Origin of the sequence: Streptomyces sp. NPDC047841, assembly GCF_040704085.1 — a bacterium.
Lineage (GTDB): Bacteria > Actinomycetota > Actinomycetes > Streptomycetales > Streptomycetaceae > Streptomyces > Streptomyces argyrophylli.
On sequence record NZ_JBEYRP010000020.1, the window covers coordinates 1 to 24,924 of the forward strand.

The 24,924-nt window shown below is 72.7% G+C and carries 19 protein-coding genes and 2 pseudogenes; 9 read left to right on the forward strand and 12 right to left on the reverse strand.

Annotated features, from left to right (window positions below):
* A partial coding sequence (locus AB0947_RS30175; protein WP_366753520.1) for a lamin tail domain-containing protein occupies positions 1-360 on the reverse strand: 360 nt, incomplete at its 3' end.
* A 14-nt stretch (positions 361-374) separates the two neighbouring features.
* Positions 375-1,397, reverse strand: coding sequence for a glycosyltransferase family 2 protein (locus AB0947_RS30180; RefSeq protein WP_366753521.1), 1,023 nt, complete (start codon positions 1,395-1,397; stop codon positions 375-377).
* 465 nt (positions 1,398-1,862) lie between these two features.
* Here AB0947_RS30180 and AB0947_RS30185 point away from each other — a divergent pair, with 465 nt between their 5' ends.
* Positions 1,863-2,018, forward strand: coding sequence for a hypothetical protein (locus AB0947_RS30185; protein WP_366753522.1), 156 nt, complete (start codon positions 1,863-1,865; stop codon positions 2,016-2,018).
* A 610-nt stretch (positions 2,019-2,628) separates the two neighbouring features.
* Here AB0947_RS30185 and AB0947_RS30190 read toward each other — a convergent pair.
* The 4 genes and pseudogenes from AB0947_RS30190 to AB0947_RS30205 form a co-directional block, all read right to left on the reverse strand.
* Positions 2,629-2,879, reverse strand: a pseudogene (locus AB0947_RS30190) (WhiB family transcriptional regulator); the annotation flags it as partial.
* 152 nt (positions 2,880-3,031) lie between these two features.
* Positions 3,032-4,054, reverse strand: coding sequence for an LLM class flavin-dependent oxidoreductase (locus AB0947_RS30195; RefSeq protein ID WP_366753523.1), 1,023 nt, complete (start codon positions 4,052-4,054; stop codon positions 3,032-3,034).
* A 92-nt stretch (positions 4,055-4,146) separates the two neighbouring features.
* Positions 4,147-5,190, reverse strand: a complete 1,044-nt coding sequence (locus tag AB0947_RS30200) for an alcohol dehydrogenase catalytic domain-containing protein (RefSeq protein WP_366753524.1) — start codon at positions 5,188-5,190, stop codon at positions 4,147-4,149.
* Between the two features lie 115 nt (positions 5,191-5,305).
* Positions 5,306-6,094, reverse strand: coding sequence for an SDR family oxidoreductase (locus AB0947_RS30205; RefSeq protein WP_366753525.1), 789 nt, complete (start codon positions 6,092-6,094; stop codon positions 5,306-5,308).
* Positions 6,095-6,283: 189 nt separating this feature from the next.
* Here AB0947_RS30205 and AB0947_RS30210 point away from each other — a divergent pair, with 189 nt between their 5' ends.
* The 3 genes from AB0947_RS30210 to AB0947_RS30220 all read left to right on the forward strand — a co-directional run bounded on the left by AB0947_RS30210 (position 6,284) and on the right by AB0947_RS30220 (position 9,431).
* Positions 6,284-7,153, forward strand: coding sequence for a helix-turn-helix transcriptional regulator (locus AB0947_RS30210; RefSeq protein ID WP_366753526.1), 870 nt, complete (start codon positions 6,284-6,286; stop codon positions 7,151-7,153).
* Positions 7,154-7,746: 593 nt separating this feature from the next.
* A complete protein-coding gene (locus tag AB0947_RS30215; RefSeq protein WP_366753636.1) occupies positions 7,747-8,367 on the forward strand; it encodes an RNA polymerase sigma factor in 621 nt (206 codons plus the stop codon).
* Positions 8,364-9,431 (forward strand): CU044_5270 family protein, encoded by a 1,068-nt coding sequence (locus AB0947_RS30220; RefSeq protein ID WP_366753527.1) that lies wholly within the window; start codon positions 8,364-8,366, stop codon positions 9,429-9,431. Before AB0947_RS30215 ends, AB0947_RS30220 begins: the two co-directional genes overlap by 4 nt.
* A gap of 499 nt (positions 9,432-9,930) precedes the next feature.
* On the opposite strand, the gene AB0947_RS30225 is transcribed toward AB0947_RS30220, so the two are convergent.
* Complete coding sequence (locus tag AB0947_RS30225) at positions 9,931-10,818, reverse strand: LysR family transcriptional regulator (RefSeq protein ID WP_366753528.1); 888 nt, start codon at positions 10,816-10,818, stop codon at positions 9,931-9,933.
* A gap of 194 nt (positions 10,819-11,012) precedes the next feature.
* Between AB0947_RS30225 and AB0947_RS30230 the strand changes: the two genes are divergently transcribed.
* Positions 11,013-11,402 (forward strand): VOC family protein, encoded by a 390-nt coding sequence (locus AB0947_RS30230; protein WP_366753529.1) that lies wholly within the window; start codon positions 11,013-11,015, stop codon positions 11,400-11,402.
* Positions 11,403-11,561: 159 nt separating this feature from the next.
* Here AB0947_RS30230 and AB0947_RS30235 read toward each other — a convergent pair.
* Positions 11,562-11,714: pseudogene (locus AB0947_RS30235) on the reverse strand (transposase); the annotation flags it as partial.
* A 43-nt stretch (positions 11,715-11,757) separates the two neighbouring features.
* Here AB0947_RS30235 and AB0947_RS30240 point away from each other — a divergent pair.
* Positions 11,758-13,032 carry an MFS transporter gene (locus tag AB0947_RS30240; RefSeq protein WP_366753530.1) on the forward strand — a complete coding sequence of 425 codons (1,275 nt, stop codon included), beginning with the start codon at positions 11,758-11,760 and terminating at the stop codon, positions 13,030-13,032.
* Positions 13,033-13,100: 68 nt separating this feature from the next.
* On the opposite strand, the gene AB0947_RS30245 is transcribed toward AB0947_RS30240, so the two are convergent.
* On the reverse strand, positions 13,101-14,219 hold the full coding sequence (locus tag AB0947_RS30245) for an NAD(P)/FAD-dependent oxidoreductase (protein WP_366753531.1): 1,119 nt from the start codon (positions 14,217-14,219) through the stop codon (positions 13,101-13,103).
* Between the two features lie 53 nt (positions 14,220-14,272).
* Here AB0947_RS30245 and AB0947_RS30250 point away from each other — a divergent pair, with 53 nt between their 5' ends.
* Entirely contained in the window at positions 14,273-14,965 is a 693-nt protein-coding gene (locus AB0947_RS30250) for a TetR/AcrR family transcriptional regulator (protein WP_366753532.1), read from the forward strand.
* Positions 14,966-15,090: 125 nt separating this feature from the next.
* Here AB0947_RS30250 and AB0947_RS30255 read toward each other — a convergent pair whose 3' ends face one another.
* Positions 15,091-19,347: a carboxypeptidase regulatory-like domain-containing protein gene (locus AB0947_RS30255; protein ID WP_366753533.1), complete on the reverse strand. Its 4,257-nt coding sequence runs from the start codon at positions 19,345-19,347 to the stop codon at positions 15,091-15,093.
* Positions 19,348-19,662: 315 nt separating this feature from the next.
* On the opposite strand from AB0947_RS30255, the gene AB0947_RS30260 reads away from it, so the two are divergent.
* A complete protein-coding gene (locus AB0947_RS30260) occupies positions 19,663-20,268 on the forward strand; it encodes a TetR/AcrR family transcriptional regulator (RefSeq protein ID WP_366753534.1) in 606 nt (201 codons plus the stop codon).
* Positions 20,269-20,315: 47 nt separating this feature from the next.
* Positions 20,316-21,278: a DMT family transporter gene (locus AB0947_RS30265; RefSeq protein ID WP_366753637.1), complete on the forward strand. Its 963-nt coding sequence runs from the start codon at positions 20,316-20,318 to the stop codon at positions 21,276-21,278.
* 82 nt (positions 21,279-21,360) lie between these two features.
* On the opposite strand, the gene AB0947_RS30270 is transcribed toward AB0947_RS30265, so the two are convergent.
* A complete protein-coding gene (locus AB0947_RS30270) occupies positions 21,361-21,600 on the reverse strand; it encodes a hypothetical protein (protein ID WP_366753535.1) in 240 nt (79 codons plus the stop codon).
* A gap of 97 nt (positions 21,601-21,697) precedes the next feature.
* The gene (locus AB0947_RS30275) at positions 21,698-24,877 is read right to left on the reverse strand and encodes an amidohydrolase family protein (protein WP_366753536.1); all 3,180 of its coding nucleotides are present in this window, start codon (positions 24,875-24,877) and stop codon (positions 21,698-21,700) included.
* Between the last annotated feature and the right edge of the window lie 47 nt (positions 24,878-24,924).

Here is a 24,924-nt window from a genome sequence, read left to right on the forward strand (position 1 = left end):
GTACACGTCCGTCCGGTTGTCGCGGCCGATACCGGTGTGGACACGGACGGTGGCGCGGCCGTCCAGCCGGTAGTGGTCGAAGGTGTAGGTATGGCCGTCCCCGTCGGAGAGGGTCCAGCCATCCAGGTTCACCGCCCGCCGGGCGTCGTTGGTGATCTCGACCCACTCGGCGTTCAGGCTGCGGTTGGAGCGGTCGTCGCGGCCCGGGGCGTCGTACTGCACGTCACTGATGTACACCACCGGGCGGTACTGGCGGCCGTGGTGGTCGTCGGCCGACGCCGGCAGCGCCACCGCCCCCACCACCGCAGCGGCCACGCCGGCGACGGCGGTCAGACGACGGACGGAAGAAGACACGGACACTTCCGCCGGCCTGGTCACCGTCCGCGGAGGGCGGCGCCCCGGGAGACCAGACCCCGTGCCCGCTGCGGGAGACTGGCGGCCTCCAGGGCGCTGTATCTGCCGCTCGCCATGATTTGGAACTTGACACCCTCTCGGCCTTCGGGGTGGTCGTAGCCGTCGGGGAGGTAGCGCCGGTAGTGCTCGCTGGCGCGTTCGAAGAACCGCGGGCGCTCGGAGCGGGAGAGACATCCCTCGAGGTTGAGCAGGAAGAGATAGTGGCGAATCATGCGGGTGAAGAGAGCGGGAGCCACCACGTCCAGGGCGCCGCGCTCGCCGAGCAGGCCGAAGCTCTCTTCGTACCGGCCGAAGACGTCGAAGTGGGTGCCGTCGGGTGAGCCTGCGGGGTGCTGGGTGTGCCGGCGGCGGATCTGCACGCAGTTCCATTTCAGGACGGCGATCCGGTCGGCGGCGAGCATGGCCCGGTGGACGACTGTGACCTCCTCGTGGAGACCGTCGGGGAAGGCGAGTTGCTGCCCGGTCCACAGCTCGCGGCGGACGAGACGGTCCCATGAGTAGGCGGGAGCACCGAAGAACTCGGGCCGGTCGAGCGGGGCGAAGGATTCACTTCCCTGCTGGGCCAGCAGGCCGGCCGCGGCACCGGGCCACGAGCGGCGGCGGTGGAGGCGGGTGTGCCCGAAGAGAAGAACATCCGGCTCGCCCGCCGCTCGCAGCCGGTCGGCCATCGCCTGCAGCGTTTCGCCCCGGACGATGTGATCGCTGTCCAGAAACAGCAGGTAGTCACCGGCGGCGCGCTCGGCCCCCGCGTTGCGTATCCGGCCGATGCCGGCGACACCCGTCAGCCGTACGACCGAGAGCCGCCCATCGCGCCGGGCATAGTCGTCCACCAAGTCCGCGGGGCAGTAGGCAGACTGGTCCAGGACCGCGACGACCTCCACGTCCTGGAAGGACTGGTCCAGGATCGATTTCAGGCAGACCCCAAGTTGTCCCTGGAGGTCGTGCGCGGCGACTATGACGCTGATCAGCGGGGATGCGAGCACGGTGACCGAACATAATTGGACAGCTGACGGTGTGACAAGTCTCCTGAGCACCCAGTCCACAGCACCATGAAAAGTCCCGCGTATGCTCACACCGCCTTCGCATAGCGGGCGTCCGGTCATCGCTCCGCCGCACACACCTCGCCACTGCGGCTCGCGCCGCGTGTACGGACATCGCGGGGCCGGCGACACCCGACGACTGTGGGGCACCACCGGCTACCGGAGGGGGCAGGGGCCGTCAGCCGTTGGGATCGAAGCCGCCGCACAGCAAGCGCCCGGGCACTGTCACTGCGCTGCGCGCCCTTCTCTGCGTGCTGTGCGTCATCGTCGTCATAGCCGTGACGGGCCTCGCGGTCGGCCACTACCCAGGCCCCCGTCTGGTACCGGATCCTGACACTCCTGCCCGCCCTCGCCAGCGCCGCGCACGTCTTCCTCCTCCAGCCCGGGCGCGGCGTCCTGCGCCTCACCTTGACGGTCACCACCGGGCTCTACTTCCTCGTGCAGGCGGTCAACGTCACGCAAGGAGCGCCGGGAGCCGTGATCAGCGTGCTCCTGTCCGCGGCCGTGCTGGCCCTTCTCGGCGTGCGCAGCACCCGAGCCTGGTTCACGGGAACCGCCTCGTAGGTGCACCTGGTGCATGCACCGCCGGGAGAAAGCGACCGACGACGGGCGGTGCGCCGCCGGGCCGGGGATGATCGAAGCATGACTGATGACTCCCCCGCCGGCCCGGCCTCACCCGCTCCGCGCCGGAGACCTGGGTGTGCCAACCGGGAGACCTGAGCACCTACGAACCCACAAGGCCCGGTCCATAGCCGACCGATCCGGCAGATGATCTACTCCACAGGCTGCCGCCGACGACCAGCGCGACTACGCCGCCAGGTGCACACACCAGCCCTTGGGTAGCAACTTCCAGTTAGCAGAGGCTCATTCTCTACGCGATGGAAACTGATGACCTGTCGCGTTCGCGTGCGGTGACCGACGAATCCCCGCGGTCAGTCGATGCGGATTACCGCGCAGTGATGCGGAGCGCGGACGATGGGGCCGCGGAAGCTGAGATCGTGCTCGATCTGCGGGCGGAGCAGATATGGCGAGGCCAAAACACAGCCCCTTCAGCCCCTTGCTGCCTGGGAGGACCGGGCCTGAGCTGTGCTGTCGTTCAGCGACTGGAAGGGCCGGAACGGCAATCAGGCTCAGCCCTGTACCCCGGCGGCAACAGAAAAGCAGGCCCGTCGACCAGGACCGTCCTCCAGGAGGTGACCTTGGGCCTGCGGCGCAGCAGGGCCCGGTGCTCGCGCTCGGTCATGCCGCCCCCACGCCCCACTCGACACGGTTGTCGAGGGCGTCGGCCAGGCACTCGGTACGCACCGGGCACCCGGTGCAGACCGCCTTGGCCGGGTTCTGGCCGGTGCAGTCCGCGACAAGCTCGTCCGGGTCGGCGCTCCGGCAGGCCGCGTCCTCGCTCCAGTGGGACCTCCGACTCGTCATGTCTTCCCTCCCCGTCGCTGGTTGCGACGTGGACGTTTATCCAGGTGTCCATCACCAGGTGCCGGCCGGCGAACAGGGCACCGGGCGCACTGTCGCTGGTGGCGAAGGTGTAGCGGGGGCCGGTGCGGTCGGGGCCGCCCGTCAGGCCATGCTCAGCGCCAGCCGAGTTCCGGTGCCACGTGGGTGAGGACGCTCTCCAGCACATGGATGTTGTAGTCGACGCCGAGCTGGTTCGGGACGGTCAGCAGCAGGGTGTCCGCAGCCTGGATCGCCTCGTCGTCCCGCAGCAGCTTCACCAGTCTGTCGGGCTCCGCGGCGTAGGACCGCCCGAAGACGGACTGGGTGACGTTGTCGTGCGTGCCGACGTGGTCGCGGGAGTTGCGGTCGTGGCCGAAGTAGGCGCGGTCGAGGTCGCTGGTCAGGGCGAAGATGCTGCGGGCGACCGAGACCCGCGGTGTTCGGGTGTGGCCCGCCTTGCGGTACGCCTCGCGATACGCCTCGATCTGCTTGCGCTGCTGCACGTGCAGTGGTTCGCCCGTCTCGTCCTCCTTCAGCGTCGAACTCTGCAGGTTCAGCCCCAGCTCGGCGGCCCAGACGGCGGTCGCGTTCGACGCGGAGCCCCACCAGATCCGGTCGCGCAGTCCCTCGGAGTGCGGTTCTAGGCGCAGCAGCCCGGGCGGGTTGGGGAACATCGGCCGCGGATTGGGCCGGGCGAAACCCTCGCCGTCGAGAACCTTGAGGAAAGTCTCGGTGTGGTGGCGAGCCATGTCGGCGTCGGTCTCGCCCGGCGCGGGGTTGTAGCCGAAATAGCGCCAACCGTCGATCACCTGCTCCGGTGACCCGCGACTGACACCCAGCTGCAACCGGCCACCCGATATGAGGTCGGCGGCGCCCGCGTCCTCGGCCATGTAAAGCGGGTTCTCGTAGCGCATGTCGATCACGCCGGTGCCGATCTCGATCTTCGACGTCCGCGCACCGATCGCCGCGAGCAACGGGAACGGGCTGGCTGCCTGCCGGGCGAAGTGGTGCACTCGGAAGTACGCGCCGTCCACGCCGATCTCCTCGGCGGCGACGGCCAGGTCGATGGACTGGAGCAGGACGTCCGAGGCCGACCTGGTAAGGGAATGCTCGTTGGGCGACCAGTGGCCGAAGGAGAGGAATCCGATCTTCTTCATGTTGTTTCCAGTGGTAGGTGGCCGTGTCGACCCCAGAGGTTCGGCTCTCGAGTGGGGGTGCGGCGTGCGCCGTACCCCCCTGCGTGCCGGGGTCAGGGCTTGATCATGACCTTCAGGCTCTTGCGGTCGGCCATGTCCTGGTAGGCGGCCGGGACACCGTCGAGGTCGGTGGTGGCGTCGAGGACCTTGCCGGGCTCGATCGTGCCGTTGAGGATGTCGGGCATCAGTTCCTCGATGTAGGCGCGGACCGGTGCGGGGCCGCCTGCCAGGCGGATGTTGTGGCGGAAGAGGCTGCCGAAGCCGATGGGTGCTTCCTCGTACTGGGGGGCACCGACCCGGCTGATGACTCCGCCCGGTCGGATGATGCCGAGGGCCTGGTTGTAGGCGGGCCTGGTGCCGACAGCTTCCAGGACCACGTGCGTGCCGTGGCCGCCGGTGACTTCACGGACCGCTTCGACGCCCTCTTCGCCGCGGGCGGAGACGACATCGGTCGCGCCGAACTCGCGGCCGAGGTCGGTGCGAGCCTGGTGGCGGCCCATGAGGATGATCTGTTCGGCACCCAGCCGCTTGGCAGACAGGACCGCCAGCAGGCCGACAGCCCCGTCGCCGATCACGGTGACGCGGGTGCGCTCGTTCACCCCGCCCGCGACGGCGGCGTGGTAGCCGGTGCCGAGGACGTCGGCGAGTGTCAGCAGGGAGGGGATGAGGGCCGAGTCCTGTGCGACGGGGAGCTTGACGAGGGTGCCGTCGGCCAGGGGGACGCGGATGGCTTCGGCCTGGCCGCCCTCATCCGGCACAAGGTCCCAGAAGTTCGCCTCCGGGTGGGAGCAGGAGGTGTGCAGGCCCTCGCGGCAGAACTCGCAGGTGTTGTCGGAGACGGCCCACGCGGAGACGACCAGGTCGCCGCGCTTGACGGTGGTCACTTCCGAGCCGGTGTCTTCGACGATGCCGAGGAATTCGTGGCCCATCCGGGCCGGACCGTCCTCGGGCTTCATTGAGGCGTAGGGCCACAGGTCCGTGCCGCAGACGCACGATGCGGTGATCCGGACCAGGGCGTCGGTCGGGTGCTTGATGACGGGGTCGGGGACGTTCTCGACGCGGACGTCGCCGGCACCGTACATGAGGGTTGCTCGCATCAGTGAAACTCCATTTCAAGTGGTGCACTGGCGGGTGGTGTGGATCAACCACCCGTCGAAGGCGCGGCTGTTGCGCTTTCCTGTTCTGTACGGCGTCACCCTGGCCGGACCGAGGTCAGCTGGGCTGGGCGGTGGGCATGATGAAGACCTGCGGGAGGTTGACCCGCAGCGGCAGGGAGGCAATGAAACCCACGGTCTGCGCGATGTCGATCGACTGGAGCCAGTCGATGGTCTCCTTGGACCCCTCCAGCCACTCGCGGGCGCCGGTGTCGGTGACGTGGTCCTGCAGCTCCGTGCCCACGATCCCGGGCTCTATCGCGGAGACCCTGACCTTCTTCGGGCCCAGCTCGACCCGGAGGTGCTTCGACAGGTGCGAGACGAACGCCTTGGTGCCGGCGTAGACGGCGAAGGTCGGGTAGAGGTTCTGCGCGGCGCTGGACGAGGTGTTGATCAGGTCGGCGACACCGCGCTCCTCGGCGGCGCGCACCAGCTGCGGGGTGAACGCGCCGATGACGTTCATCAGCCCGGAGACGTTCAGGTCGATCTGCCGCTGCCACTGATCGGCGCGCAGCTCCTCGACGGGTCCGGGCAGCATGACGCCGGCGTTGTTGAACAGCAGGTCCGCGCCGCCCAGCTCGGCCTGGACACGCTCGGCGGCGGCCCGCACGGCGGCGGCATCGGTCACGTCGACGGCGATGGCCACGGCGGTGCCGCCGTTCTTGCCGATGCGCGCGACCAGGTCGTCCAGCCGTTCGGCGCGCCGGGCCAGCACGGCGACCTTCGCGCCCAGCGACGCCAGGTGCTCGGCCGACGCCTCGCCGATGCCGCTGGACGCGCCGGTGACGACGGCCACCCGGCCGTCCAGGGGCCTGGCAGAGGCCGTGGCAGAGGTCTCGGTAGTCATAAGGTGACACCTTCCAAAAGATCAGTGGGTAGCGGCGAGGCCTCGAACGTCCGCCGTCGCGGCCCCGCCTTCCAAGCACACCACCGCGTAACCGGCCCGCACGGCCCGCAGGTGGCCCTGGCAAGACAGGTACTGACAGGACCACCCAGCGCCGGGACGAGCCAAGGTGGACGGTCCAGACTGGGAGGCATGGACCGCAGCAGCGAGATCGCCGCCTTTCTGCGCACCCGTCGCGCGCGGGTGAGTCCCGAGTCGGCGGGACTGCCCGCCGACGGGCGCGTCCGGCGCGTGCCCGGCCTGCGCCGCGAGGAAGCCGCCCGCCTCGCGGGCGTGAGCACCGAGTACTACACCCGGCTGGAACAGGGCCGGGCCGCGCACCCCTCGCCCGAGGTGGTGGACGCCCTGGCCCGGGCCCTGCGTCTGGACGCTGCCGAGCGCGAGCACCTCACCAACCTCCTCGCCCGACCGGGCGGGCGACGCGCACCGGTCAACCCGCAGCGGGTCCGCCAAGGGCTGCACCTGATGCTCCAGACCCTGGACGAGGTGCCCGCGTTCATCATCGGCAGGCGCACCGACGTCCTCGCCTCCAACCGCCTGGCCCGCGCCGTCCTGACCGACTTCGAGGCGCTGCCCGTCCAGCGGCGCAATCTGGCGCGCTACTACCTGCTGGACCCCGAGGCCCGCGAGCGCACCGTCGACTGGGAGCAGATCGCCGCCGAGACCGTGGCCATGCTGCGCCTGGAGGCGGGCCGCTGTCCGCAGGACCGCCGGCTGGCCGACCTGATCGGCGAACTGACGCTGAAGTCACCGGAGTTCAGTACGTGGTGGAACGACCACCGGGTGCTGCGGCGCAGCCACGGAACCCTGCACTACCGGCACCCGCTCGTCGGCGACCTGCACTTCTCCTACGAGTCGCTGCAGCCGCCCGGCGACGACAACCAGACCCTGTGCGTCTACCTCCCCGAGCCGGGCTCCGCCACGGCCGAGTCCCTGCGCATCCTCAGCAGCTGGACCACCGGCGCAACCTCGGCCTCCCGTCCGGCCGGTCCCGGAACCTGAGGATCACATGGGCGTCACCGTCCTGGGCACGACGGTCCGCAGGTGGTACGAGGGTGCCTCTGCGAATTGCGGGACGAGACACGCGGTGATGCGTACGGAGAAGAGTGGCACAGCACAACCCGAACCCGACACCCCCGCACAGCCTCCTCTTCGCCTGGAGGATCACCTGTGCTTCACTCTGTACGCGGCCTCACGTGCCGTAACGAGCGCGTATCGGCCCCCTCTCGGACGCCGTCGGCCTGACCTACCCTCAGTACCGGGACGGGGTCCCGGTCGGGGTGACCCGCGACGTGCCTCTCCGCTGTCCGTGGACTCTGCGAGGTAATACGTGCCCTGTCGATCGTGTGCGTGCTCGTCCGCCGTACGGCACGCGGCAGAGGCCGGAGCACAGTCATGAAGGGTGCGAGGCGCCGCGGCCGGGGCCCCGAGCGCAGGGGGTGACGCACGGGCGCCCCTGAGCCTCCAAGCCGCTGACGCCCCGGTACGCGGGGCCCAGTGGTGTGCGTCCTTCCGGTGGTGTGGCGCACGGCACAGGAACGCGGCCGGGCCCGCGGAGAGAACAAAGTGTGAGGCATACAGAACCCAGTGAGTCATTGCGGGCGCGCGTACGGTCTGGGGACCGTGCGGCGTTCGCCGACCTCTACGACCGGAACGCTCGCACGGTCTACAGCCATGCCCTGCGGCTGACCGGTAACTGGTCGGACGCCGAGGAAGTGATGTCCGAGACCTTCCTCAGCGCATGGCGCACTCGGGAGACGGTCGAACCGGAGGGCGGTTCGCTCACACCGTGGCTGCTCGGCATCGCGACGAACAAGGCGCACAACGCCAACCGCGGTGTGCGTCGGCGCCTCGCCTTCCTGGCTCGCAGCCCGGAGCCCCGGCCCGTGGAGGACTTCGCCGACGAGACGGCCGGCCGGATCGACGATTCCCGCCGTCTCGCGCTGGTCCACGACGCCCTGCGTCGACTACGGCGCCCGGACAGGGAGGTGATCGCCCTGTGCGTGGGCGCCGGGCTGGACTACCAGCAGGCCGCCGAGGCGCTGGGCATCCCGGTCGGGACCGTGAGGTCGCGGCTCTCGCGCGCCCGGGCCCGACTGGCCCGGCACAGCGCCGGTCCGGCGCCTCGAAGAAACACGGAACCGCGTGGCCGTCGCGGAGAGGAAGAGAGTGGGGCCGCGATCGCGGCCCTGTTCCTGCGGGAGGAGACCCAATGAACGCTGACAACCCGCGCGTCGGCTCCGCCCGGAGCGAGGCGGAGGAGTTGCTGGCGGCTTCGGCCGACTGGGACCTCTCCCCGAGCCGCCACCTTCACTACAAGGACATCCTGATGCAGCAGATCGACCAGGACCACACCGCTCCCGGCGAAAAGCCGGCCGTCCCGTCCCGCCGCAGGCTGCCGCGCCTGGGCCTCGTGCTGCCCGCCGTGTCACTGGCCTTGGCCGGTGCCCTGGTCATCACCTTCTCCCACGGCGGCCACGGTTCCGCTCCGGCGGCCGGGTCCGCCGCCTCCGGACCGGCCCGCGTGAACAGCGCGACCGCCACACTCGACCGGATCGCCGCCGCGGCGATGAAGACGGATGCGGCGCCGGTGGCGGAGAACCAGTTCGTGTACATCCGGCGCCTGGCGCGCGAGAACAAGGGCGCCTTCGGCGGTCCGGTGGTGCTCGGGGCCACGCACAAGGAAGAGGCCTGGATGGCTCAGAAGCCCGGTCCCGTCACCACGACCGGTTGGCTGCGTTCGAGTGGGAAAGACGCCGTCATGCCTGGTCAACTGGTGCCCAGCACCTTCGCGACTCCCGTGCGCCCCGGTCTGTGGTATCCCACCTACGCGTGGCTGGCCCAACTGCCCGCCGACCCCGATGCCCTGCTCGAGGTGCTCTACAACCAGACCACGGTGGAAGACGGCGAATCGAAGGACGAGGCCGTCTTCAGAGGGATCGGCGACCTGCTGGGCAGTGTGATCATGCCGCCCGCGACCGCCTCCGCTCTGTACAAGGCTGTCGCCAGGGTTCCCGGCGTCACCTGGATCCCCGACGCCGTCGACGCGGCCGGCCGCCACGGCATCGGCATCACACACCAGGACAGCGGTTCCGCGACCCGATCCGTGTTGATCTTCGACAAGGACACCCTCGCCTACCTCGGATCGCAGGCGTACTTCACCGACGGTGGGGCCACGACCAGGGGTACGAGAGGTGACGTCCTGTTCGGTGTCGACGCCGTGATGGCGCGCGGAGTCGTCGACCGGCACGGCGAGGTACCCCCGGAGTCCGCCGGCTGATTCCGCCATGGACGGGATGGGGCTCGCGCGCCGCCGGCGCCGGGCCCCGCGTTGGCGTTGGGCGGTTCGATCGGGCGGGGGAGGTCTCGCTGCCGTCGCTCCCGGCGAGCGCGGCGTCGAGATGGGGGATCAGTTCCTCGGTGTCGCACGAGGTGAGCGCCTCGGCGCCGAGGACGTCGCGCAGATTCGGATCCAGGCCGGACGAGGCGTGGTGGAAGCCTGCGTCCCGCAGACGCACAAGCCCGGAGCGGAGGCGGAGGCCGACTTCGGTGACGTGACGGTGCGGCTGGTGACCTGCTGCCTGAGAACGTTGCCGAACGGGGCGGGGAGGTGGTCCTGATCGACGGCACCCTCATCCCCACCCAGCGCCGCACCGGGAAGGCCGACCGGCGGAACTGCTTCGCCCACCTGAAGAACTGGCGACGTCACCGGCTATCCCGCGAGCATGGCCTCCAGCCACGCCCACGCCAGCCGTTAGCGCGAGCTGAGCCGTGAGGATCTAGGCCTCGCCCACGGGCGTGCGGACGCCTAGCAGAGAGAGGAATGCGCAGGCTGCGGGTGACGGGGGGAACCGGCTCCAGATGAGGCGCTCCACCCGTGTCGGCCCGTTGGTGATCGGCACACATCGGAGCCCGTGCAGTTCGGCGTCGAAGGTCGCGGGTAGCAGGGCGATGCCCAAACCGTGGCGGACCATCCGGACCATGAGCTCGACACCGGACACCTCGAACGCGACCTCGCGCCGCAGGCCGATCGCCGCGAACGCCTGGTCCGACTGGGCGCGGGCGGCGCTGCCGTCGGCGAAGTCCACGAACACCTCGTCGGCGAGGAGGCGCAGGTCCACCTCATGGTGCGTGGCCAGCGGGTGGCCCGGGGCAACCACCGCGACATGCTGCCCGTGGCCAAGTTCCTTGTCACAAACGCCCTGCGGCCGGAATCCGGGCACTACGCCGAGGAACGCCGCGTCCAGTGTGCCTTCTCGCACCTGTTCGACGAGCAGCTCGCTGGAGCCCGTCCGCAGACCAATCCGTACCTGAGGGTAGCGCTGGCGGTAGTTCTGGATCACCGCCGGGAGATCGACGGCCGCCACAGTGGGGATCGACCCGACGGCCAGTTTGCCGCGTATCTCGCCGCTGGCCGCCGCCACCTCCGCCCGGGCCCTCTCGGCCGCTTCCAGAGCCTCGCGGGCGGCGGGCAGGAATGCCTCTCCGGCGGTGGTCAGCCGCACCCGGCGGCTGGTCCGCTCGAACAGCCGGGCGCCGAGTTCCTTCTCCAGCCGGGCCACCTGGTGGCTGAGCGCGGACTGGACGACATGGCATTGCTCGGCGGCGCGGGTGAAGCTGGCAGTCTCCGCCACCGCGAGGACGTAGCGCATCTGCTGAAGATCCATCAGTTCATCGTGAAACACGATTGATTGCATGACAAACATGCGTTGGACCAATGGATGCCTGCGCAGCGATGCTCAAACAGGGGCCGGCCGTGCTGCCAGCGACCAGACCCTGCCCGTACCCGGCGTGGCCCACAGCTGCCGGCCCGTCATAACGTTGCTGGCGCCCGGCGCGCCCCGACCCCGCGGAGAAACCCATGCGCGTGATCGCCTTCGACCACCTCGTCCTGAACGTCGCCGACATCGAGCGCTCGCTCGCCTTCTACACCGGCCCTCTGGGCCTGCAGCCGGTGCGGGTGAAGGAGTGGCGGGACGGCAAGGTCTCCTTCCCGTCCGTGCGGGTGAGCCCCACCACCATCATCGACCTCGTCAAGGCGCCCGCCGAGCGGGCGAAGGGCTCCAACGTCGACCACATCTGCTTGGTGGTCGAGCCGCTCGACTGGCAGCGCGTCATCGATTCCGGCGTCTTCACAGTGCTGGACGGCCCCGGCAAGCGCTTCGGTGCCCAAGGCGTCGCGGACTCCCTCTATGTGCAGGACCCGGACGGCAACACGGTGGAGCTGCGCTGGTATGCGCCGGACGCCTGAGAACGCCCCCGGTGACCCATCGGGCATCCCCGTCAGGCGCACCGGGTGTGCACCCGCGGCCGGTACGGGGTGCGCATCGAGGGCCTGGCCCAGGCCGACGGCCTCCAGTTGGCGCAGGGTGCCGGCGACCGAGTCGTCGCGGACCTGGACCTCCTTGCGCAGGCGGGCCCCGGTCCCGTCAGCCTCCCACCGGGCGAACCGCTCACAGACCGTCTGCCACGGCCCGAACCGTTCCGGCAGGTCACGCCACGGAGCACCCGTCCGCAACCGCCACGACACCCCGTTGATCACCTGCCGGTGATTCCGCCACGGACCGACCGATTGTCAGACAGGACCTTAATTAAGGTTCGTCTCCATGACGATCACTTCGAGAAGGCCGGCGCTGTGGCGCGACCAGCGGTTCGTTCTGCTCGCGTCGGCGCGGACCGTCTCCGTTCTGGGCAACGGGTTCGCCCGGGTGGCCCTGGCCTTCTCCGTGCTGGCACTTCCCGGCGCCGGCCCGGGCGAGCTGTCCTTGGTACTCGCCTGCCAGTCGCTGCCCCAGCTGGTGTTCATCCTGCTCGGAGGCGTGGTCGCCGACCGGATGTCACGGTCGCGCCTGATGGTCGTCGCCGACGGCGTCGGAGCGTTCGCCTATGCGGGACTGGCGGCGATGACCTTGACCGGGCACGCGCCCCTGGTTCCGATGTGCGGCCTCGCGGTGATGGCGGGGCTCGCGACCGCGCTGTTCGCACCGGCGATGGACGGTGTCGTGCCGCTCGTGGTCCCCGCGGACCGGTTGCAACGGGCCAACGGTGTGCTGCGGATGAGTACCAACACGTGCCTCTTCCTCGGACTCGCGCTGTCGGGCGTGGTCGTCGCGTGGGTCGGCGCGGGGTGGGCCCTGGCCCTGAACGCCGTCTCGTTCGTGGTCAGTGCCGTCCTCACGGGTCGCCTGCGGCTGCCCGCCAGGCCGGTGAAGACGTCGTCCGTGTGGACGGACCTGCGGGAGGGCTGGGCGGAGTTCGCCTCACGGCAGTGGCTGTGGGTGGTGGTCGCCCAGTGCACGGCCGTGGTCGCCGTCTTCAGCGCGACCCTCGGGGTTCTCGGTCCGCTGGAGGCGCAGCGGCATCTGGGCGGGGCCGGGCCCTGGTCGGTCGTCGTGGCCGCCCAGGCTCTGGGGGCCATCGCCGGCGCCGGGCTGGCCGCGCGGGTCCGGGTCCGCCGACCGGTCCTGGTCGCGGTCGTCGCCACGTTCCCGGCGGCGCTGCCGATGGTCTTCCTGAGTGTCTCGGCACCGGTCTGGCTGACCGCCGTCGCCGCCTTCTGCGCGGGTGTGGCCGGCGACGTCTTCAACGTGCTGTGGTCCAGCACGTTGCAGCGCGAGATTCCGGAGCACGTCCTTTCCCGCGTCAGTTCCTACGACCTGCTCGGATCCCTGGCCTTCGCCCCGCTCGGCCTGCTCGCCGCCGGCCCTGTCGCCCAGAGTGCCGGCCCGAGCGCGGCTCTGGCCGGGTGCGCGGCTGTGGTCGTCCTCGCCACTCTCGCCGCCCTGGCGTCTCCGCAGGTCCGGGGAGTTCGGCACTCCGCGTCCCCGCTCCCGGCATCCGCCGCCGTACGCGATCAGGCCGGTGAGGAGGTCGCCCGCTGATCCGCGCCTCACCCGAAGGCCCTTGAGGCCGTGGTGAGTTGCCGTGCCTATGTTCCCGCGCCCGGCAGTCAGGACGGCTGGACCCGGTCGAAGACGGCGAGGGCTTCGGCGGGGTCCGGGCTCACCAGGCGTTCCAGGCCGGCGGTGGTGATCTCCGCCCACCTGCCGGCCCGGGCCCACATCCTCTCCTCGAAGGCGCGGACGGCCTCGTCCAGGTCGTCCGGGCCGGCGGCGATGGACTCGGCGAGTTCGGCGCCATCCAGCATCGCGAGGTTCGCGCCCGCCCCCAGCGGGGGCATCAGGTGGGCGGCGTCGCCCAGCAGCGTCACCCCGGGGACGTGGGTCCAGGTGTGCGACACGGGCAGGACGTGGAGGGGGCGGTGGACGAACGCGGTGCCGTGGCGGAGGAGGTCGAGGACGGGCTCGGCCCAGCCGTCGAACAGCGCCAGCAGGCTCGCCCGCACGGCCCCGGCGTCGGCCGGGTCCAGGTCCGTGTGCCAGTCCAGCGGCGCGCGGAACCGGGCGTACACCTTGACGTGGCCGCCGCTGTTGCGCTGGGCGACCAGAGACCGGTTCACGCCGTACACGGCGACGGAACCGTCGCCGGTCAGCCGGACGAGGCCGGGATGGCGGGTGTCGACGTCGTCGAGGGAGGTTTCGACAGAGGTGACGCCGGTGTACTGCGGCGTGGCCGGCGACACCGCGGGACGCACCCGGGACCAGGCGCCGTCCGCCCCGACCACGAGGTCGAACGTCTCCTGCCGCCCGTCCGCGAAATGGACCCGTACGCCGTCCGGGGTCCCCGGCACCACCCGTGTCACGCCCCGCCCCCACTGGACGTCGAGGGGGCCGAGCAACAGGTCGCGGAGCTGCCCGCGGTCGATCTCGGGATTGGCCCGCTCGTCCGGACGGGGCCGCCAGTCGCGCAGGACGGTCCCGTCCGTGTCCAGGATGCGCATGGCCTGCCCCTCGGGCCGGGACAGCGTCTGGAACTCCGCCAGCAGCCCCGCCTTGTCCAGGGCGAGCTGGCCGAGCCCTTCGTGCAGGTCCAGCGTGCCGCCCGGGGGGCGCGCGTCGGGAGCGGGATCGCGTTCGAAGACGGTGGCGGAGCAGCCATGGCGGTGCAGGACACGGGCGAAGGACAGGCCGCCGGGACCGCCCCCGACCACCGCGATACGACGTCTCATGTCGATACACCGTATTGGCGCGGTACGGCGTCTCGCAACAGTACGATGTCGCCATGACTGTGTGGGACAAGCCGGCGCCGCCGCCTCGCCCCGTGCCGCTCGACCGGGAGCGGATCGTCGCCGCCGCCGTCGCGCTGGCGGACGAGGGCGGGCTGGAGGCGGTGTCGCTGCGCAAGGTCGCCGCCCGGCTGAACGCCGGCCCGATGCGGCTGTACGGCTACTTCTCCACCAAGGAGGAGCTGTTCGACCTCATGGTGGACGAGGTCCAGGCCGAGATCCTCCCCGAGGAGCAGCCCGGTGACTGGCGGGAGGCGCTGCGCGTCCTCGCCCACCGCACCAGGCGGGCCGCGCTGCGCCACGAATGGTTCGCCGACCTGCTCGGCGGCCGCCCGGCCCTGGGCCCGAACGGCCTCGCCGTGACCGAGGCCAGGCTGGCCGCCCTCGACGGCCTCGCCGGCATCGACACCGTCATGCGCGCGGTGGAGACGGTCGGCGCCTACGTCACCGGCGCGATCAGACGTGAGATCGCGAACCTGCGGGCCGAGCGCGCCACGGGCCTGTCCAAGCGCGACTGGCAGCGTGCCTCCGGTCCGCATGTGACGAGCATGTTGGCCACGGGCCGCTTCCCGGCACTGGCCAAGGCCGTGTACGACGGCACGGACGTGGACGCCGAGACGTCCTTCGCGACCGGCCTGGACTGGGTCCTCGACGCCGTGGCCGCCAGACTCACCCGGCCGCCGGCCTGACGCACCTTCGGCGCCGCCGGTGATCGCCCGGAACGGCGCACGAGCCCGCTCGCGGAACCGCTCGACCGGGTGTGACCGTGGGGCCGGCCGGGTGTCCGGCCGGCCCCACGGTCTCGTCGTGCCGGTTACCGCCTGCTGAGGGCGAGGTCGGCGGTGACGGTGGCCGCACCGTGCGGGTGTACGGTGCGCCGTCCGGTCCGGTGGCCCTCGGCGTCCGCGGTGACGCCGATCGTGCCGGGCGCGTCCATGAGCCACACCTCGTAGCGGCCGTCCACGGCGGTGCTCAGGGTGTGTGTCGCGCCCCTCGCGGTGACCTGCACCCTCGCCCCGGCGAGCGGCGCCGCCGACGGACCCGCCCCCGTCACCGTGCCGGTGAGGTGGACCGCGCCCCGCGGCGGCACCACCGTCATGGTGACCGGGACGGTCACGGCGCCGTACGGGCTGTCGCTGTCGATGACCAGCCGCGCCCGGTGGACGCCCGCGTCGGCCGGCCCCATCGCGCGGGCGTCGGCGGTCACCGTCAGCCGGACCGTCCGGCCGGCGGCGACGGTCGTCGTCCCGGGCTTCTCGCCGAGCCACGGCACGTCCGCGTGCGGGGTGTCCCAGCCCGGCAGCACCTGGGCGCCGGACTGGACGACGCGGTCCGCGCCCTGTCCGCCCAGCACGTACCAGCCCGGCGCGGACGCCGCCGCGTACAGCGGTTGCGGCAGGTTGGGCAGCGCGGTCCAGGTGTCGGCGACGGGGTCGTAGGCGTACGCCTCGTTGGTGAGGGCACCGGCGCCGGTCAGGATGCCGCCCGCCGTCAGCAGGCGGCCCCCGGCGGTGGCGCCGGCCGCGCCCCAGGTGTCGACGGGCGGGTCGGCGATCGGCGTCCAGTGGCCGGCGCCGGCGTCCAGGGCGTAGCCGACGGCGGTCGCCCGCGGCGTGCCGCCGTCACTCTGCGAGACTCCGCCCGCGCAGTACACGGTCGCGTCGACGGTGCCGCAGGTCTGCCACGAGGTCGGCGTGGGGTAGGCCGGACCGGAGGACCAGGTGTCGGTGGCCGGGTCGTAGACCTGTACGTCACCGCTGCCGCAGCTGAACTGCGCGCAGCCGCCGATGACGTACAGCTTGTCCCCGGCGACCGCCGCGGCCGAAGCGGCGTAGGCGACGGGCTCGTCGGCGATCGCCGACCAGGAGTCCGTCGCCGGGTCGTAGACCTCGCCGCCCGCGACGGGCTGTCCGGCGGCGTTCTTGCCGCCGGTCACGTACAGCTTGCCGCGGATGAAGCCGGCCGCCGCCTCGTACCGCCTGGTCGCGGCCGGGGCCAGGGTCTTCCAGGCGCCGGTGGCCGGGTCGTAGGAGCGCAGGGCGTTGCTCCACCGGCCGTCGGCGGTCGCACCGAGTCCGGTGTAGACGATGCCGCGGTAGGTGGCGGCGATGCCGCCCGCGGTGCCCTCGGGAAGGTCCGTGACCGGCTGCCACGCCGGGTCGGCGGTGGCGGTGGCCGCGGCAGCGCTTCCCGCGGTGGTGCGGGGCGTGTCCAGCGGGCCGGCCCCGGTGGCCGCGCGCCTGCGCGGGGCGCCCTCGGCGGTCGCCGTGGTCCCGGTCCTGACGTTCTGCTCGCCGAGGGTGACCGTGGCGGGGGCGCTGCCGTTGTCGCGCAGCCGTACGGTGAGGTCGCTCTTCGTGCCCCAGGGCACGGTGACGCCGATCGCGGACGGCTTGACCTCCAGCTTCGCCGGACTCAGCCGGAAGTCGGCGGTCGTCACGGTGTCCGCGCGGACCTGTACCGCGCGGGTCTGCGCCGGATAGCCGAACCCGGCCAGGTCCGCGGTGAACTCCTGCCGGCCGGTGCCGGAGGAGAAGGCCCAGTACAGGCCGTCGCCCACGGCCGGGTCGCCCGGGGAGGCGATGCTCCGGCCGCTGTCGGCGGGGGTGCGGCGGGCGGCGACCGTCGCGCCGAGGACACCGGCACCCGTGTGGTCGTCCTGGACATGACCGGTCAGCAGGCCGCCGGGCACGACGTCCAGGGTGCGGGTGCCGAGGGCCACGTTGTCGACCTGCCAGAAGCCGGTCAGGGAGCCGGTGTAGTGGAACCGGACGCGTACGGACTTCTCGCCCGCGTACTGGGTGAGCGCCACCTTCTGGTGCGCGGGGCCGTTCACGACGTCCGTGTGGTGCCAGACGTTCTCCCAGGTGGCCCCGGAGTCGGTGCTGACGTCGACGTCGGCGGTCGGGTCGTTGAAGCGGTAGCTGCCGGGCAGCGCCGTGTCGAACTCCAGGGCCGGGTGGGTCAGGGCCGAGAAGTCGTAGGCGGGACTGATGAGTTCGGTGTCGACGGGGGCCCAGCCGAGGGCGTAGTCGTCGGTCTGGGCGAAGCGGCCCTCGCCGCCGGTCTGGTTGCCGCGGGTGAGCGGGTCGCCGAAGTCCCAGCCGCCGGCGCCGGTGTGGTCGACCACGCTCCAGCCGTCGGGGGTGGTGGCCTTGTCGAAGGGCTGGAGGCCGCCGCCGTGGTAGGAGACCGCGTAACCGGGCGGGAGGACGCCGGTGCCGGTGAGCGGCAGTTCCAGGTCCGCGGTGCGCCCGGCCGACCTCAGGTCGGCCTCGACGGTGGCGGGCCGGTACCCGGGGTACAGGCCGGTGGCCCGCACGGTGTACTTCGCCCCGCGGGGCAGCCGGATCGCGTAGTGGCCGGTCGCCGGGTCGGTGAACGCGGTCCCGGGCACTCCGTCGACGGTCAGCCGGGCGTACACGCCCCAGCCGTGTCCGCCGCCGTCGCGGACGCTGCCGGAGAGGGTGACGGTGGGTATGGCGTCCAGCGCCGCGTCGCCGCGGACCTGGGCGCCGTCGGCGACCGTCGTCTCCCCGAGGTCCTTCTCGGCGTAGCCGAAGGTGCTCACGGTCAGCCGGTACGTGCCGGGCGGTACGACCAGTGACCAGGTGCCGTCGGCGCCGGACAGGGTGTGGTAGTCCCCCAGGCGTACGGTGGCGCCGGGGATCGGCCTGCCGCTCGCGCGGTCGGTGACCGTGCCGGCGACGGTGCCGTGCGCCCCGGGCCGGAAGGCGGCCGGGCCGTCGGGTGTGCCGAGGCCGGTCGGCCCGTCGTAACCGGGGCCGGCGGTGCAGCTCTTCGCCGGTTCGCAGTGCGGGACCGGGCCGGAACCGCACAGTCCGGAGTCGCCGCAGCTCGCGTCGTCGCCCTCGGTGACGTCGTGCAGGGCGCCCGGGGTGAGGTAGGGGTAGGAGGCGGGGTAGGTGCCCTCGGCCGGGGTGCCGGCCAGCGCGTAGACGCCCGCGATGATGGGAGCGGAGGCGCTCGTGCCGCCGTACACGTTCCAGCCGGCGTCGGAGAAGCTGTTGTAGACGGCCACGCCGGTCGTGGGGTCGGCGACCGCGCTGACGTCCGCGACCGAACGGCCCGCGCAGCCCGTGTCCGGCTGGAACGACGGCTTGGGCTCGACCGCCGAGCAGCCCGACCCGGTGGCGCCCCAGGACGGCTGGCCCGAGGGGGAGGTGACGACGGTGTTCCAGACCTTCTCCGACCAGCCGCGGGCGGTACCCGGGTCCCGGGTCAGCGAGGTGCCGCCGACCGAGGTCACGAGCGGGGAGGAGGCGGGGTAGCTGACGCCGTAGCCGCCGTCGCCGGAGCTGAAGAGCAGCGCGGTGCCGGGGTGGTCGAAGTACGCGGCGTCCAGGGCGGGCAGGCTCGCGTCCTCGTGGTAGGCGCCGTAGGAGTTGGACACGTAACGCGCGCCGAGCGCGACCGCCGTGTTGACCGCGGCGCCCAGGTCGTCCGTCGCGGTGCTGTCGGCCTCCACGAGCAGGATGTGCGCCTTGGGCGCCACCGCGGACACCATGTCCAGGTCGAGGGAGATCTCCCCCGCCCAGCCGTCGTCGGACACCGGGTAGTCCGCCCCGCCGCGCTGGTCGGTCTTGCGGAAGCAGCCGTCGTCCGCGGTGCAGGCGGGCAGCCCGTACTGCGCGCGGTAGGTGGCGAGGTCCTGCTCGGCGCGCGGGTTGTCGTACGCGTCGACGATCGCGATCGTCGCGCCGGCGCCGCCGTCGGCGGGCAGGGAGTAGGCCGAGCGGAGGTCCGCGGGGCCGTAACCCTCGGGTGTGACCGTGCCGTCGGCGCGCACACGTGTCTTCGGGGCGCCGGTACGGCGGACGGCGAAGCAGCCGAAGTGTCCCGGACGGGGGGTGCCGCACAGGGCCTCGGTGTCGGGGGTGCCGGGAGTCGCGGGGGAGGAGGACGCCGCCGGGGTCGCGGCGGGGGTGGCCGATGCCGCCGCGGCGGCGGCCGGTTGGGGCGTGAGCGCGGCCAGCAGCACGGCCGTGACCGCGCCCAGGACGGGTCTCGCGCGGCCACGGCCGGGGCGCGGGACGGGAGGTCTACGCACGGGACAACTCCGGGGGAGGGAGGCGGGCTTGGAAGCGGAACCGGTCCGACTGCGGTGTCGGTCAAGGGGGTTCGCCGGTGAGAAGAAAGATCACCCGGCAGACCGGACCCGTCAATGCGCTGCCTCTGGCGTCTTGCCGCCGTGACGTATTCACGCCCCCGTTACCCGGCCGCCGTCGCCCGTGTCGTGCTCGCGGGCTGATCAGCTCAGGGGGACGGGGTCTCGTGCTCAGGTGGACGGGCTCTCGTGCCCAGGTGGACGGGGTCCCTCGTGTGACCTACTCTGGGTAGACCGACCTACCTAGTCTGGACCGTGATGAGGGGAACCGATGTGAGCACCCCGGACGGCGCGCGCCGGCGCCCGGCCCGCGAACGCCTCCTCGCGGCGGCGGCCCGCCGCTTCTACGCCGACGGCGTGGCGGCGACCGGCATCGACACGATCACCACCGAGGCCGGCGTGGCGAAGATGAGCCTCTACAACAACTTCTCCTCCAAGGCCGACCTGGTCAGGGCCTACCTGGACGCCCGGCACGCGGAGTGGCTCGGCCTGTACCGGGCCCGGCTGGAGCACGCCCGGGGCCCACGGGACGGCGTGCTGGCGGTGTTCGACGCCTACGCCGACCACGCGGCCTTCGCCTACGAGCACGGCTTCCGCGGCTGCGGACTGCTCAACGCCGCCGCCGAGCTGCCGGCCGGCGACGAGGGCCGGGCCGTGGTGCGCGCCCACAAGGAGGAGGTCGAGCGGCTGATCGCCGGCCACCTGGAGGAACTGCTGCCCGAACGGCCCGGCGAGGCCCGCGCGACGGCCGAGCACCTCGCCTTCCTGCTGGAGGGCGCCATGGCCCGCGCCGGTCTTGAGGGCGACGGCGCCCGCCTCCGGCACGCCCGCGCGATGGCCGCCGCCCTGCTGGACCGGCTGTGAGCCGGCCCGCCGGACCCGGCCGGTCCGCCGGGACGGGCGCGCTCTGCGTGCTGGCGGCCTCCGTCCTGTGGGGTACGACGGGTACGGCCGCCACGTTCGCCCCGCAGGTCGGCCCGCTCGCCATCGGCGCCGTCGCCATGGGCCTGGGCGGACTCCTCCAGGCCCTCGTCGCCGCCCCGAGAATCGCCCGCCACGCGTCCCGCCTGCGCGAACGGCGCGGCACGGTGCTGCTCGGCGCGGCCTCCGTCGCGGTGTACCCCCTGGCGTTCTACAGCTCGATGCACCTGGCCGGAGTCGCCGTCGGCACCGTCGTGTCGCTCGGCACCGCCCCGCTCGCCTCGGCCGTGATCGAACGGGTCGTGGACGGCCGCCGGCTCACCCGCCGCTGGACGGCCGCCGCCGCCCTCGGCCTGCTCGGCACCGCCTTGCTGTGCGTCGCCGAGGCCGCGCACGCGGGCGACGGCACGGGCCGGGCGTCCATGGCGGCCACGCTGCTCGGCGTGAGCCTCGGCCTGGTCGCCGCCGCCACCTACGCCCTGTACTCCTGGGCGGCTCACCGGCTCATCAGCCGCCGGATCCCCTCCCGCGCGGCGATGGGCGCGGTCTTCGGGCTCGGCGGACTGCTCCTCCTGCCCGTCCTCCTGGTCACCGGCGCCCCGCTCGTCGCCTCCTGGTCCAACGCGGCGGTCGGCACGTACATGGCCGTCATCCCGATGTTCACCGGCTACGTCCTGTTCGGCTGGGGTCTCGCGCACGTGCCCGCCAGCACCGCCACCACGCTCTCCCTGCTGGAACCGGCCGTGGCGGCCGTACTCGCCGTCCTGGTCGTCGGCGAACGCCTGCCCGGCGCGGGCTGGGCGGGCATAGCACTGGTCATCGCCTGCCTCGCGGTCCTCACCGCCGCCCCTCGCCGGCGGCGGCACTCCGGGGACCCGGCCGGACCGGTCCCCGACGCGGCACCGTCGGTCACGTCCGGTCTCACCGCGGTCCGGGACCAGGCGGCAGACTGAGCGCGAGCGTGTCCCGCCCACGGCACGGGCCGCCCGGCGGAGGGGCGAGCGGCTCCGGGCCGTGCCGTCAGGGGGCGGTCGGCTACGGCGCCGGATCCTCCTGCGTGCTCCGCACCGCCTTCTTCACGGACTGTTCCAGCTCGTACCGCGACCCGCCCTCGCGCGCCGAGTACGCCGTCAGGGCGGTGTGGAACGCCTCGGCCGCCCCTCGCCACGCCCGCCACTGGGCGTCGTACTCCTCACCGCACAGGCCGGCCAGCTTCGCGCGCTCCGCTTCACAGCAACGTTCCAGCTCGACCAATTCGTCCGGAATGTCTGTCACGTAAGGATGCTATGCAGAGCATCACCGAAACGCCCGTCAGCGCACGCCGCCGCCCGCGCTCCCGGGACGGCCGCCCGCCGGCCGCCCGGCGGTGTGCCTACGGCCCGACGGTGTGGTGCGAACAGCAGGGTTCACGGCGCAGCCGCCGGCTGACGTCGAGCCAGTCGGCGTGTGCCGGGCCGGACGGTGCCGGCGGGCCGGCCGGGAAGGCGTTCACCAGGTCCTCGCGGCGGTGCACCACGCCGTCCCGCATGACCCAGGAGGTGCGCACGAGGTCGTCGACGTCGCGGAACGGATCGCCGTCGATCACCGTGAGGTCGGCGAGCTTCCCCGGCTCCAGGGTGCCCAGATCGTCCGCGACCCCGAACAGCCGGGCCGGGAAAGCCGTCGCCGTGCGCAGCGCCTGCGCGACGGACAGGCCGCCGAAGCGGTGCAGGGCCCGCAGCGCGAGGTGGAGGTGGAGGCCCAGGGGGGTCAGGGGCGCGTCCGTGCCCAGGGCGAGCACCCCGCCGTCGTCGAGGACGCGCCGGTAGACGGCCGTCTCCCGCTCCAGGGCCCGCGTGGCCGCCGCGCCGGGCGGTGTCCGCGCCAGCCTGCGCACCAGCGCGGCGTCCCACGGTGCGGCGAGCCTCGTGACGCGGGTGTCGTCGGCGAGCGAGGGATCGGCGCCGAGCTGGGCGAGCGCGGTGAACGGGGTGGCGACGAGCGCGAAGCCGCCGCCCCGGTACGTCTCGTGGACGTCCTGGTAGCAGTGGCCGGTGGGGCTGAGGGCGTGGCCGTACTCGGTGCGCTGGGTGGCCTGGAGATGGGTGGTGAGGTCCTGGCCGACGGCGGCCCCGGGGGACAGGAAGTGGCTGCCGGCGAGGACGCCGAGGTCCCGGTGGGCGGTGCGGGCGGCCTCCCGCATGACCGAGGCGGACGCGCGGACGTAGGTCTTGACGAAGTCGGCGTCGAGCGCGACCGCCCGGCGCAGGGTCCGCTCCAGACCCTCCCGCGTCCGGTGCGCGCGGGCCATGCTGTAGGCGACCCGGCTGCCGTCGATCAGCTCACCGGTGGCGAACAGACGCGGTGCGGTCATACGGCCGGCCGCCACCGACTCCCGGATGCGGACGGCCTCGTGGGCGAAGCCGCCGAGGGAGACGCTGGTGGTGATGCCGTAGGCGAGCATGAGGCTGCCCTGCCGGCCGCCGTAGGTGTACTGCCACGGGTGGGTGTGGGAGTCCCACAGTCCCGGGACGACGGTGGAAGCGGAGGCGTCGATCACCCGTTCGCCGCCGCGGGCCCGCGCCCGGTGGGGTTCGACGGCGGCGATGCGGTGGCCGCGGATGACCAGGTCCACGTCGTCCCTGGGTGACTCGCCCGTCCCGTCCCACAGCCGTCCGGCGTGCACCCGGACGGTGTCGGAGCGGGACGGCAGCCGCCGCCGGTAGGTGAGCGGCACCGGGACGTCACGCCGGCCGGAGCCGTCGCGTGAAACGAGCCTGAGCCGCCCGCTCGCCTCGTACAGCAGGGTGCGCGAATCCCCCGACCAGGAAGGATGGTCGGCGGCCTCGTCGGTCAGGCGCCGGGGATCACCGGCGGGCGAGCCGTCCGGGCGCACCGGCATCACCCACAGCGCGGACTCCATGACGAACGCCATGGCCGTGCCGTCCGGCGACCACACGGGACCGCTGTCGCCGCGGTCGGACAGCGAGGCGTGCGCGGCCGGCAGATACGCGTTCCACCGCCCGGTCGCGGTGTCCACGACCCGGATGACGTTGTAGCCCTCGCGGAACCGGCGGTTGAGCCGGTTGCGGTCACTGAACGCCAGGTACCGCCCGTCGGGCGACCAGCTCGCCCGGCCCGGCGGCCCGCCCGCGCCCAGGGGGGCGGCGAGGTTCCGCTCCGTGCCGGTGGCCAGGTCACGGACGAGCAGGTTGCCGGTGGAGTCCTGGCAGGCGAGCCGGGTGCCGTCGGGGGAGAGCACCGGGTTGAGGCGTCCCCCCGTCGCCAGCACCTCCTCCCGGCCGCCGTCGAGCCGGAACCGGCGCACACCGATCAGCCCGTCGCCGCCCGGCCCGCTCTCCCGGCAGTACAGGACGCTCCGCCCGTCCGGCGCCCAGGACGGCATCTGCGCGTAGGCGGACGGCGGCGCCTGCACCAGCCTGCGCGGACGGCCACCGCCCACCGGCATCACCCACAGGGCGCCGAGCGCGACGAACGCCACGGACGCCCCGTCGGGGGAGAGGACCGGCAGGTGCACGCCCCGCACCGGACGCCGGGCCACCGAGTCGAAGTCGTACCGCTTGCGGGACCCGCCCGGCCGCGGCACCGGCAGTTCCGCCACGAACGGAACCGTCCGCGGGCCGCCGCCGGCCGTGCCGGGCCGCCGCACCCTCACCTGCCCGTCCGCCACGTAGAACAGCTCACCGTCCGCCGTCCAGGAGGGCGGCAGCGGGGAGACGTCCTCGCCGTCCGTGACCGGCTCGCCGTCCACCAGCAGCGTGGAGCGCGCCGCGTACGCCCCCTGCGGGGCGTCGTCCACCCGCACACAGGCGACCCGGCCGTCCGCGCAGACGGCGGGCCCCACGAGCGTTCCCGCGCCGACCGTGCGCAGCACCGTGACGCTGCCGCCCCCGGCGGGGACGGAGGCCAGCGTGCGTGCCCCGTCGGCGCCGGCCCGGACGAAGACCACCGTGCCGCCGTCGGGGTGCCAGGCCGGGTCGTGGTCCTCCACCCCGGCGTCCTGGGTGAGCCGCGTCAGCTCACCGGTGCGCACGTCCACCGTCCAGACGGAGTACGAGCCGCCGCGTACGGCGTCCCCGCCCCGCTCGGACGCGAACGCGACGCGGCGGCCGTCGGGCGACCAGCTGACGCCCCGGTCGTCCCACGGCCCGGACGTCAGCCTGCGCCGACGGGAACCGTCCGGCGCCATCGTCCACACGTGGAACCCGCCGCCCTCATAGGCGCAGACGGCGAGCCGGGAACCGTCCGGCGACCAGGCCACCCGGGCCGGTTCCAGCCCGGCCCCGGTCAGCGCCGTCGCCGCACCGCCCGTCCGGGGCAGCGACCACAACACGCCCTGTACCTCGACGATCAGGCGCCCGCCGTCCGGCGAGACGGCCACGGACGCGTTGGTGCCCTCGGTGAACCGCAGGGTCCGGCCGCCGGCCACCGCGACCGTACGACGGGCCGGGGACGCGGACGCCGTGCCGGCCCCGGCCGGCAACGCCACCGCGGCGGCGCCGAGTCCCGCCGTGAGGACACCGCGACGGGACACTGCTGAGCGCTGATCCATGGGCGGCCTTCCGTCGGACGGACAACGCACCGGCGTCCGCATTATGG

Bases quoted from the DNA above. Each gene is read 5' to 3' on its own strand.
- AB0947_RS30250 (WP_366753532.1), top strand. From the start codon at position 14,273: ATGACTGTGTGGGACAAGCCGGCGCCGCCGCCTCGCCCCGTGCCGCTC.
- AB0947_RS30220 (WP_366753527.1), top strand. From the start codon at position 8,364: ATGAACGCTGACAACCCGCGCGTCGGCTCCGCCCGGAGCGAGGCGGAG.
- AB0947_RS30200 (WP_366753524.1), bottom strand. From the start codon at position 5,190: ATGCGAGCAACCCTCATGTACGGTGCCGGCGACGTCCGCGTCGAGAAC.
- AB0947_RS30210 (WP_366753526.1), top strand. From the start codon at position 6,284: ATGGACCGCAGCAGCGAGATCGCCGCCTTTCTGCGCACCCGTCGCGCG.
- AB0947_RS30275 (WP_366753536.1), bottom strand. From the start codon at position 24,877: ATGGATCAGCGCTCAGCAGTGTCCCGTCGCGGTGTCCTCACGGCGGGA.
- AB0947_RS30195 (WP_366753523.1), bottom strand. From the start codon at position 4,054: ATGAAGAAGATCGGATTCCTCTCCTTCGGCCACTGGTCGCCCAACGAG.
- AB0947_RS30260 (WP_366753534.1), top strand. From the start codon at position 19,663: ATGAGGGGAACCGATGTGAGCACCCCGGACGGCGCGCGCCGGCGCCCG.
- AB0947_RS30240 (WP_366753530.1), top strand. From the start codon at position 11,758: ATGACGATCACTTCGAGAAGGCCGGCGCTGTGGCGCGACCAGCGGTTC.
- AB0947_RS30225 (WP_366753528.1), bottom strand. From the start codon at position 10,818: ATGGATCTTCAGCAGATGCGCTACGTCCTCGCGGTGGCGGAGACTGCC.
- AB0947_RS30205 (WP_366753525.1), bottom strand. From the start codon at position 6,094: ATGACTACCGAGACCTCTGCCACGGCCTCTGCCAGGCCCCTGGACGGC.
- AB0947_RS30245 (WP_366753531.1), bottom strand. From the start codon at position 14,219: ATGAGACGTCGTATCGCGGTGGTCGGGGGCGGTCCCGGCGGCCTGTCC.
- AB0947_RS30230 (WP_366753529.1), top strand. From the start codon at position 11,013: ATGCGCGTGATCGCCTTCGACCACCTCGTCCTGAACGTCGCCGACATC.